This is a genomic window from Cryomorphaceae bacterium, assembly GCA_007695365.1.
Taxonomy (GTDB): Bacteria; Bacteroidota; Bacteroidia; order Flavobacteriales_D; family SKUL01; genus SKUL01.
Genome location: REDV01000118.1, coordinates 1 through 9,892, shown reverse-complemented (window position 1 = coordinate 9,892; position 9,892 = coordinate 1). Strand labels below are relative to the sequence as shown.

Sequence of the window (9,892 nt, the reverse complement as noted above, 5' to 3'; positions counted from 1 at the left end):
TGCTTTTTTTCATACGACAGTCAAAGTTATTTGATTTTTGAACTGTCCAGTTTTTGGGGAAGCTTACAAAAACAAGATGCTATTTTTGTTAAGAATTTCATTTGAATGTACTTTCCGTTCTCTCCATCATTTGAGGCGAAACTTTGACCTCCTTGGGTGATTCATCATGAACAAGGACTCCATTGGCAAAGTAATTTCTGTTCTCCCCCTTAACGAACAAGTTATAAGTTTTGATTTCACCAACATCTTCAACAATGGATAACACTTTCACTAATTCCAATTGGCCATTTGAATTATACCGATATACCTGATCACCCGTCTCTAACTGATTAGCATTCAAATCATATCTCTCATTAGTTAATTCAGGTTTATATGAACACCACCCCTTATCCTTAACGAAATACGAATGATCAAATGTGTTTTTGAGAACAGTGCTGTCAGCTAAACTTATTTCTACAATGTCATCATGATCAGGAGAGGCGACCTCTCTGACGGCATCAATCATTACACTAAGTGTGTTTGTATTCACAGTAATAACTGAATCTCCAACTTGTACGTTTTCTATGTTTTTAGTCTCTCCATTTGCCATTAAAATCCTTGTACCCGCAATAAAACAACAAAATCTTGCATTACAACTTGATCCCCTAGTATAGTCCGATCCAGAAGGAGATCCAGAGGGGGATCCATTCTGTCCCTTTCCTTGATTTTTGAGAAAACGTTTTGTATTTCGGAGAAAATCCCCCATACGCTGCACCATATTGTCAAGTTCGATACCATAATTGGCTATGTCAACTTCAAAAGCCTTCCCTGGTTCAAATCCGTGAGGAGGATATAAATCTCTTAAATATTGGGGATCATAAGAACTTTGTGCATCTAGGAGTCTTTGCTTGAAATCATGAGGTAGTGACTCATAATCAATATTATTTCCTTGAATCCCATCCTTCCGATCTCCAACATGAACCAGTTCATGCAATAACACCATTGTAGCAAACCATAGATGAACATCTGAACTTCCAAACTCATCTTTAAGAAATAATATGTCCATTGATATAGTTGGTATCTTCGTGACATGCTCGTTGCCCGATAAAAACGGACCAAGATTTTCCACGCCAGAAAGTTGAGCATATTCCTTCTGGCTCTCTGTGATGTTCAGTGTCGCCATTTCCAAAACAGGGCCCTTACCATCTGTAAAAATAAACTCCAATTCATCATCTGTAAGGCCTGAGTGCTCTTTCAGCTTTTCTAATAAAAAAGGGTTTGTTTGCATTGCGCTCCAAGCTGCAGCAATAATTTGATTCAGTCGCTTTACCTCCTCTGGACCATTACCTTTAACCACAAAATTACCTTCAAAATCAATATTTGCTATCGGATTATTCAAAGCAAAAGAATAATTACTTCCTCCTGCATAGAACAAACTAAACCTATCCAAAGCAGACCATCTTCCAATCCTCGGGTCGTACATTCTCGCTCCGAAGTCAAGGCTGTTTCCAGTGCCCTTAATCTCATCATCTTTCTCCTGTCCCTGGAAGCCGTGGCGGTATTCTTCGGGATCAAACTGTCTCCCAGGCATCATCATCCCGCCGGGGTAGTAATCCTGGGCCGAGGTGATATCGGCCGTAAAGCCGGTGATGGTCCAGTTGCCGCTTTGCGGCTGTTGGAAAGAGGCTACTTTGCGGTCGGTAATGGTGGCGCGTACGTTGCCGGGGCTATATGCAGCTAAGTTGTTGGACATACAGCACACAAGATAAGGTTTTTTGGCATTGGGAGCGGTGGCTATGGCAAAGTAGAAGTTGCCGGAGAAATAACCCACGAAGCAGAGCTTTGCGGGTACGGGGTTTTTGGAGACAATATCAGGGACATCAGGGTGCAAAAGGGCCTCTCTCAGCAGCAGGTGGCCGAACATATAGGTACTTCTCTCACGCAGGTTAGGCGATGGGAGGCCGGGCAAACGGCTCCATCTATTGACAACGCAGCACTACTGGCCAGGTTCTACAATGTTTCCCTGGACAGGCTCTGCGGGCTTCAGGATCGGCCCGACCTTGATCTTGAAGGATTGGACGAAAAGCAGATTGAGGCGCTGAAGGCCGTGGTGGAGGGTTTTAAAAGGTGAATTGTGGCCGGTTATTGTGGGTGGAGCACACACCGCTACGCTATTGGTTGCGTGAGATGGGGGGGGCTTTTAAAAAATGAGGGGAAGGTTCTTTGGAAAGGCGCACAGGCACCGCTGCGCTAATGCTTTGCGAGAAGGGATCCGCGCGACACGCGCGGACCAGCGGAGTACTCCTAGATACTTAACTTAATAGAAAACTTATTGTTCCAATTCCACTCCTGACGAAGCATCCTCCTTAATAGCCCACTGCAGATGTATATTTTCATCAAAGGAAAAAACCCAAGATTCAGACTCCTTCGCATCAATTAATAAAACTTTAACTCTGGCGATGTACATTGATGTATCTCTTTTTGCTTCATTACCTCCCATTCCTTGATTTTGGTGTTTTTTTACAAGGGGATGTAAAACAGCTGTTTCTATCTCTATATCTTCGCCATACTCTTCTTGGAGCGAAAATAGAACTATAGAATCAATATCAGAGGGATAAGAATCCAGAACCTCAATTTTATTCGGTTGATTACTATTTTCCATAAAATCACAACAAAATAAAACGAATGCGAAAAGCACTAGTACTAGTTTTATGGCCTTTGACTTCATGGGAATAAATGCATTATAAAATCTATAATATCGGAAAACCAAAATTTTTTGACTTTCTTTTTCTTCTTTTCAACTTTCCCGATTGGTCTATCTTTTTCCTTTAGCTTTACCATGATTCTGGTGTTTATTCCTCCCCCCATATTATATCATGATTTATCCATTGTTCCTTGCCTGATTCATCTGGACCCAAGTATTTTATATACCTAACCCCTTTAACTTCACGAGATATTGTACCCGATTGAGTTATTTGAATAACCATACTATTTCCTGGACCGAGCGTTTTCAATCTCCCTTTAATTGCAAACTCCAATTTCCTATCAACTAAACTTGTAAAATCTGGAGAGAGAGATCTTTTCTTTAGAAGTTTGATTACAGAATTCAATTTTGATCCTGCATCGAAACCTCTAGCTTGTAGTTCCTCCAATCTATCATCATCTGAATATGTGGGTTCGATTTCCCAAAAGGCATCATCGTTAAAGCTCCATCTCTTACCTGTTTTAATAGATGCATTTTCTTCTGTCGATCCCTCTCTTCCTCCGGGGTTAGCAGGAATCCATGCATTCATGTCTTTATCAAAATCAAATTTGGCACCGTTAACATCCGAAAACGAGTCACCATCAGGAACAGTTCCTTCCTTTGTTGCTTCATTTTTTTCTTCTGCCTCTTTTTCACAATCAGCACAATCGCCAAAAGGATCGTCTAAAAAGATAGGATTATTTCTAAAAGCAGCATACGGACTTTCCCAAGAGGCCACAACAGGATCGGTATTCCATCTTCTGCCAATCCTTGGATCATACTCCCAATATTCCGCTGTATAATGATTTCCGGCACCTTTGATTTCATCTACTTTCTCTTGTCCGTTAAAGCCGTGGCGATAGTCGGGCGAGTTGAATGACCTGCCAGGCATGGAGCTACCGAAGGGGTAGTAATCCTGTGCCGAGGCGATGTCGGCCGTAAAGCCGGTGATATTCCAGTTGCCGCCTTGCGGCTGTTGGAAAGAGGCTACTTTGCGGTCGGTAATGGTGGCGCGTACGTTGCCGGGGCTATATGCAGCTAAGTTGTTGGACATACAGCACACAAGATAAGGTTTTTTGGCATTGGGAGCGGTGGCTATGGCAAAGTAGAAGTTGCCGGAGAAATAACCCACGAAGCAGAGCTTTGCGGGTACGGGGTGGAGTTCATTTCATTGATAGTCAAGCCCACGCGAAAGGATTGACTTCGTCGAATTTCATTTCGCGCGGGAGCGGGGAGAAATCTCATTCAGTTCACACTTTTATCTCATAATAGATTTCTCCCCCAAGCATTTCGGGGCGCAACTCCTGCCGTCGTTGTTTTGGTCGAAATGACAAATGGGTATTCATCACTGATTACTTTTCGGAAACAACTTTTTGGTTACCGACCTCCACTCCCGTTGGCTCACTCCGGCTTTGGCCTGCCCTTTGCTCTGGAGAAAGAAAAACGCGGCCATGAAAACCTCAACACCCCTTTATCTGACCTTCTTTTGCGGTTGCCTTTTTTCGCTCTTGCCGTTTACTGGAGATTGCAAGATCATTGCTCCTGTACATGCCACATTATCTGAAGCAGACACCGCATTTCATTACTTCGTCAACGGATCGGTATCTGTCATCAGAACACCGTGGACCGAGGGCAAACGCCAAACCATTCTCTACGATCTTTACGGCGCAGAAACCTATCGCATTGAAGAATTCCGAATGAGCTTTTCGGTGATTGCGAGTTTGTCCTTTCACGAAAACGGCGGTGTTAAACAAGCTAAGATCTCAACCAATCCCGGCGCAAGCATGTACCACTACGAAAGTGCCATTACCTTCAACAGCACCAACACTCCTGAAACGCGCCACGACACACAATGGCCCGCTCACAGCATTGAAGACAGTATGGGCAAACGCTATTTCTGGCATCGCAACGAGGGCAAATGGATGGAAAAAGAAGTGGTAAAGTGCTTTGCTCCCATGGAAAAGCCATAGGCACTCAAAAGCTCTTTCCCCGAAGCTCATCATACCTTTCCTTTAGCCGGTCTATCAGGGTCAATCCGGTTTTATCCGCAACAGACCTGGCAAGCGGCACAATTTCCAGTACATCCTGCGATTCGAAAACCATAATGGGCTCAGCTTCATCGGGTCGTATCAAATACAAGGCAAAACGCCAGTGTTTTTCTTCTACAGGTATACTATAACGCCCCTGAATAGACACGGTTTTCACTGTGTAAAACTCGTGTTTCAATTCAAGAAAATGCGAAGACTGATAGGATTTCCACTCACCTTCCTTACCCCAAGGCCGTAGCACATAGGCCCGATACTTCCACTCATCGAGATTAAACTGAATACCCCTGATATCCAGCATGTAATAAGCCAAAACGAAAGCCATCGCCAACAGTAACATCCCCCATTCCCATTTACCACTGAACAAAACCACCAGTCCCACAATCAGAAAGGTGAGGAAGACAAGAAAAAAAGCAGCCGATTTGCCACCCATAAACTGGGGACCGGCCGACACTGAAAAATAATTTTTGGGCATTCCTCAATAGCTTTCCGCCCGAAGGTAAGGGATTCAGCACAAATTGGATGTTTACCCAGTAAACCCGATGGCACAGTTGTCAGGTTTGTACTATTTTTCGCACAAATAGCGCCCATGACCCACGGAACCCACAACGCAATTGACGATCCCAGAAATGCCGACGTTCTCATCAACATCAACGGAGAACTGTTTCACCGAAACGATGCTAAAATTTCGGTGTTTGACAGTGGGTACCTTGTAGGTGATGGCGTATGGGAAGCTTTTAGGGTTCACCACGGTGTGATGCTTTTCGTAGAAAAACACCTGAACAGACTGTGGCAATCTGCCAAGGTAATTGGTATTGAACTGCCTTTTACCAAAGCCCAACTTATTGATGAGGTGCGTGATACTTTGCAGGCAAACAACATGCAAGATCATGTACATGTGCGTGTAATGGTGACCAGGGGAATCAAAAAAACACCGTCGCAAGACCCACGTCTCACGGTGTCCGGGCCCAATGTGGTAATTATCGCCGAACACAAGCGCGCCGACGAGGAAACAAAGAAGAAAGGCATTTCCCTCTTCACTTCCACCTACCGGCGTGGATCTCCCGATTACCTGGATCCTCGACTCAATTGCCACAGTAAACTGCACGAGGTGCAGGCCCTGATGCAGGCGCTGGAAGCCGGAGCAGACGAGGCGCTGATGCTGGATGTTCACGGCTTTGTTTCAACCTGTAACGCCACCAATTTTTTTATGGTGAAGAACGGCGAAGTTTGGACATCCACCGGGCAGTATTGCATGAACGGAATCACGCGCCAGCATGTGATTGAACTTTGCGAAGATCACAAACTGATTTGTCGCCAAAAGAATTTCTCTCTTTTCGACGTATATGGTGCCGACGAGTGCTTCGTGACCGGCACGTTTGGCGGCTTAACCCCCGTGGTAAAAGTGGATGGAAAATCGGTGGGCGACGGAAAATCCTATCCGCTGACAAAGCATCTGAGCGAACTTTACGAGCAGCTCTTTTTTCAGGAAATTGAAAACAGCAAGCTATGACTGAAGTAAAACGGATTTCGCTTTGGTCTGGACCGCGGAACATCTCTACCGCCCTCATGTACTCCTTTGCTCAGCGGCCGGATACGCAGGTGGTAGACGAACCCCTCTACGGATATTTCCTGAAAAACTTTGAAGCACGCGCCTACCACCCCGGTGCCGATGAAGTAATGCGCACCATGGAATGCGATGGAGAGAAGGTGATTCGGGAAATGACCGGGGGAAACCACAAGCCGGTGCTGTTTTTTAAAAACATGGTGCACCACCTCCAGGGATTGGACCGGGCTTTTTTGAAAAGTTTGGTCAACATCATCCTGACCCGCCATCCGGAAGAGATGCTTCCCTCCTACGCTGCCGTGATTGAACGCCCTACGATTGAGGATGTGGGCTACCGGGCTCACGTGGAATTACTGGAGTTCTTACAGAAAGAAAAGATTCCCGTAGTGGTGCTCGATGCAAAATCGGTACTGATGAATCCCGAGCTGCAACTCAAAAAACTCTGCGACTTTGCCGGAATTCCGTTTTACGACGAGATGCTGCGCTGGGAAGCCGGTGCTCGTCCCGAAGACGGCAGTTGGGCACCCTTTTGGTACGCCAACGTTCACCAATCAACCGGTTTCGGTAGGTATAAACCCAAAAACCAGCCATTTCCGGAGCACCTCAAACCCCTTCTCGGAGAATGCATGCCGTATTACGAGCAACTACTTGCTTTGTCTGTTTAGCTCAAAGTTGATTGAGCAGACTGATGAGATGCGTCCTGCTTTCGGCGCCCGTTTTCAAAAAAATGCGCTTAATGTGCGACTTAACAGTGTGCAAACTGATAAACAACTGCTCGGCCATATCTGCGTTGCTGGCACCCTTAAGCAATAGAAGAACCACATCAACCTCGCGATCGCTCAGGGGGTCAGGAATGCCCTTGTTGAACTTTGCGATGCGGGCCTTCATATCGTAATCCGAATCGGGATTGTGCAGATTGAAAAAAACAATTTCGAGTGCGGCCTTCAACTGCACGGCATTGAAAGGTTTGAGCAGGTATTGTTCAGGGTGAATTTCTTTGGCGTCCGCAAGGGTTCTGTTATCGCCGGATGCAGTGAGGAAAATAATCGGGACCGGCATTTGCTCCCTGATCCTTTTCGCCAGCTCTATACCGTCGCTGTGTTTTCGCAGGTGAATATCCAGCAAAGCCAGATCAATCTCGTGTTCGGCACACAAGGCAAGAGCCGCTTCAATGCTATAAGCTGGTCCTACCACTTGGTAGCGCAACTCTGCAAGGCAGGCACAGATGTCATCTGCAACCACAGGATCATCTTCCACAACCAGTATATGGGGCATTTTACGCATCTGGAGGCAATTCAAATTCCAGCCGGACCAAGGTACCGTTTTCATCCGATGTTCTACTGAGATTTGCTCCCAGTTTCTTGCTGAAGAGCTCTACCAGCTTGCTTCCCGTACCATTCTCAGAAGATTCATGGCCGAAGCCACGGCCGTTGTCAGACAATATAAGATTTAGATGGTTTCCTTCCTGGTTGATTTGGAGCAAGATGCGACCACTGGAATCATCCTGAAAAGCATATTTTAACGCATTGGTTGACAACTCGTTGATGACAATACCAAGTGGAATGGCCACGTCAATATCTAGCTTCAATTCGGGACAAACCAGTTGAAAATCAATACCGCGCTCTTGTAGGGAAAAGGCTCTTTTAAAATAGTTCACCAATTCGTCGAGATAGGCGCAAATATCCACTTTGCGAAAATCACCCTGCCTGTACAAATGATGGTGAAGAAGCCCGATGGCCTCTACGCTCTCGCTACCCGATTGAAGCACATTGCGGGCATCTTCATTTTGGGTGCCCCTGCGGTGGAGGTTGAAGACACTGCGTAGCAATTGCAAATTGTTTTTGGTTCGATGGTGCATTTCGCGAATCAACAGTTCATTGTCTGAAAGCGCCTTGTCTTTTGCTGCCACGGCCAATTTTAGTTGGGTGGCCCGCTTTCTGAGCATCACAGCCAGCACGCCACAAACCAGGGCAAAAAGCAAAAAAACCAGTGCAGCCGCAAGCATACGGCGGTTTCTCGACAGCTCATGCTCAATTTTCCACTGTTGTCCGACAATGGTCATTTCCTTGTCTTTCAACTCAAAACGAGCCTGCATTTCTTCCCTTAACTGACGTAAATCACGGCTTCTCAGACTGTCAGCCAACGAACTGTATGCCCGCCAACTTGATGCAGCAAGGGCTTCATTACCTGCCTTATCTGCAGCCAATGCACGCTCACGGCTTATCTGTAACAGTAGTTCCAGTCGGTTGGCTTTTTTGGCGTAGCGATAGGCTTCATCGATCTTCGCAAAACCCGATTGATGGAACCCGTCTTCAACATCCAGGGCTCCCAAGTAGCCCAGTCCCGCGGCGCGCGTGTAGGACTCTTTTTCTCCCAAATCCATCAAACCCGATTCCAGGAATGTTCGCGCTTCTTTCAAATGCCCCAGGTTGTAATATGCCACTCCGATGCCTACATCAATATTGGCGAGATCGAGTTCCGTGCCTTCGAGCAATTTGGCTTCTTCTCTAGCGCGTAACAAGGCCTCCAGACTTCGCTCAAACTGCTCTAAAAAAGAATAGGCCAAGCCTATATTGTACAACGAGTTTACCACACCACCACGGTCGCCATGTTGCTCCTTCAAACGGAGTGATTTAGTATATACCTCCAGGGCTTTTTCGTACTGCCCCTGCATACGGTAAATAACTCCCATATTGTTGAGAATATAGCCCTGTTGATCAAAATACCCGAGGGAATCTGCAGCGGTGTAAGCCTGGGAATAATAACGTACAGCGTCCGGGAAATTACCTGAGTAGTAAAACGATACACCTAAAGAGCTCAACATATCCACTTTAGCCTTTCCGTCCTGGCTTGCTTCCGCCAGGTGAATGGCCCGCTTGTAGATTTGCACAGCACTGTCCGCAAGCTCCTGCCTTTCATACCCCAATGCAACCTGATACAGATTGCGAATTTCACCCCGGGTAAAGCCCAGGGATCTGGCAAGTGTAGCTCCACGCATTCCAAAATACACGGAAGAATCAGGGTATTCGGACAGACTGTAATAAGCGATATCGCGAAGCAGCCACACTTTGTTGGTATCACTGCGTGAAACGGACAGCCTGTTTTTTAAGCTGTCTGCTTTTCCTTGTCCGGATACTTGTGCGACAGAAAGAGTCAGAAACAGGGTAATGAGCAGCTTAAATGGCATGGACGATGGGCTATTTGGCTCCTGGTTGGTAAGCGTAACAAGGTTTTGTCCCTGAAATTCCGGGAAAAGTTAAGAAAAACCAAGCACCTCACATCAACTTCACACATAGTTGCGAGCTGCGTCGCTGTTTTCAGGGTTTTCCCTGATTCAGCAAAACACATGGAATCCATGAAGTACAAACAATGCGTGTTGCCCAATTTTGTATTCATCACCAATCAGGAAAACTCATTAACACCTATACGTCATGAAAAAACTCGTCTTTCTCCTTTTCATATCCCTCGCTACGGCACTTTCGGCACAAACTACATGGACGGTGGACAACAGCAGCAGCTCCGGCGCTCAATTCACGTCCGTTCAGGCTGCAATCAATG

At 46.1% G+C, this 9,892-nt stretch carries 11 protein-coding genes; 5 read left to right on the top strand and 6 right to left on the bottom strand.

Going from position 1 to position 9,892, the window contains the following annotated elements:
• Nucleotides 1–97 precede the first annotated feature (97 nt).
• Nucleotides 98–1,903: a hypothetical protein gene (locus EA392_12560; GenBank protein ID TVR37533.1), complete on the bottom strand. Its 1,806-nt coding sequence runs from the start codon at nucleotides 1,901–1,903 to the stop codon at nucleotides 98–100.
• Between EA392_12560 and EA392_12555 the strand changes: the two genes are divergently transcribed.
• Entirely contained in the window at nucleotides 1,745–2,110 is a 366-nt protein-coding gene (locus EA392_12555; GenBank protein TVR37534.1) for an XRE family transcriptional regulator, read from the top strand. The two genes, EA392_12560 and EA392_12555, sit on opposite strands and share 159 nt — an antisense overlap.
• Before the next feature lie 198 nt (nucleotides 2,111–2,308).
• Here the strand turns inward: EA392_12555 and EA392_12550 are convergent, their stop codons facing one another.
• Both EA392_12550 and EA392_12545 read right to left on the bottom strand, forming a co-directional pair.
• Nucleotides 2,309–2,707: a hypothetical protein gene (locus tag EA392_12550; protein ID TVR37532.1), complete on the bottom strand. Its 399-nt coding sequence runs from the start codon at nucleotides 2,705–2,707 to the stop codon at nucleotides 2,309–2,311.
• A gap of 124 nt (nucleotides 2,708–2,831) precedes the next feature.
• Nucleotides 2,832–3,776, bottom strand: coding sequence for a hypothetical protein (locus EA392_12545; protein TVR37531.1), 945 nt, complete (start codon nucleotides 3,774–3,776; stop codon nucleotides 2,832–2,834).
• Between the two features lie 397 nt (nucleotides 3,777–4,173).
• Here EA392_12545 and EA392_12540 point away from each other — a divergent pair, with 397 nt between their 5' ends.
• Nucleotides 4,174–4,692: a hypothetical protein gene (locus EA392_12540; protein ID TVR37530.1), complete on the top strand. Its 519-nt coding sequence runs from the start codon at nucleotides 4,174–4,176 to the stop codon at nucleotides 4,690–4,692.
• 4 nt (nucleotides 4,693–4,696) lie between these two features.
• On the opposite strand, the gene EA392_12535 is transcribed toward EA392_12540, so the two are convergent.
• Nucleotides 4,697–5,242, bottom strand: coding sequence for a hypothetical protein (locus EA392_12535; GenBank protein ID TVR37529.1), 546 nt, complete (start codon nucleotides 5,240–5,242; stop codon nucleotides 4,697–4,699).
• A 114-nt stretch (nucleotides 5,243–5,356) separates the two neighbouring features.
• On the opposite strand from EA392_12535, the gene EA392_12530 reads away from it, so the two are divergent.
• Both EA392_12530 and EA392_12525 read left to right on the top strand, forming a co-directional pair.
• Nucleotides 5,357–6,280, top strand: coding sequence for an aminotransferase class IV (locus EA392_12530; protein ID TVR37528.1), 924 nt, complete (start codon nucleotides 5,357–5,359; stop codon nucleotides 6,278–6,280).
• A complete protein-coding gene (locus EA392_12525; GenBank protein TVR37527.1) occupies nucleotides 6,277–6,999 on the top strand; it encodes a sulfotransferase family protein in 723 nt (240 codons plus the stop codon). The genes EA392_12530 and EA392_12525 overlap by 4 nt, the downstream gene beginning before the upstream one ends.
• A 1-nt stretch (nucleotide 7,000) precedes the next feature.
• On the opposite strand, the gene EA392_12520 is transcribed toward EA392_12525, so the two are convergent.
• Entirely contained in the window at nucleotides 7,001–7,663 is a 663-nt protein-coding gene (locus EA392_12520) for a DNA-binding response regulator (GenBank protein TVR37526.1), read from the bottom strand.
• The gene (locus EA392_12515; GenBank protein ID TVR37525.1) at nucleotides 7,611–9,521 is read right to left on the bottom strand and encodes a tetratricopeptide repeat protein; all 1,911 of its coding nucleotides are present in this window, start codon (nucleotides 9,519–9,521) and stop codon (nucleotides 7,611–7,613) included. Before EA392_12515 ends, EA392_12520 begins: the two co-directional genes overlap by 53 nt.
• Before the next feature lie 159 nt (nucleotides 9,522–9,680).
• On the opposite strand from EA392_12515, the gene EA392_12510 reads away from it, so the two are divergent.
• The coding region (locus EA392_12510) for a hypothetical protein (GenBank protein ID TVR37524.1) at nucleotides 9,681–9,892 on the top strand (212 nt) is incomplete at its 3' end.

Coding starts and splice junctions, on each gene's coding strand:
- EA392_12535 (TVR37529.1), bottom strand. CDS start 5,242: ATGCCCAAAAATTATTTTTCAGTGTCGGCCGGTCCCCAGTTTATGGGT.
- EA392_12560 (TVR37533.1), bottom strand. CDS start 1,903: ATGTTCGGCCACCTGCTGCTGAGAGAGGCCCTTTTGCACCCTGATGTC.
- EA392_12550 (TVR37532.1), bottom strand. CDS start 2,707: ATGAAGTCAAAGGCCATAAAACTAGTACTAGTGCTTTTCGCATTCGTT.
- EA392_12515 (TVR37525.1), bottom strand. CDS start 9,521: ATGCCATTTAAGCTGCTCATTACCCTGTTTCTGACTCTTTCTGTCGCA.
- EA392_12520 (TVR37526.1), bottom strand. CDS start 7,663: ATGAAAACGGTACCTTGGTCCGGCTGGAATTTGAATTGCCTCCAGATG.
- EA392_12530 (TVR37528.1), top strand. CDS start 5,357: ATGACCCACGGAACCCACAACGCAATTGACGATCCCAGAAATGCCGAC.
- EA392_12525 (TVR37527.1), top strand. CDS start 6,277: ATGACTGAAGTAAAACGGATTTCGCTTTGGTCTGGACCGCGGAACATC.
- EA392_12545 (TVR37531.1), bottom strand. CDS start 3,776: ATGTCCAACAACTTAGCTGCATATAGCCCCGGCAACGTACGCGCCACC.
- EA392_12540 (TVR37530.1), top strand. CDS start 4,174: ATGAAAACCTCAACACCCCTTTATCTGACCTTCTTTTGCGGTTGCCTT.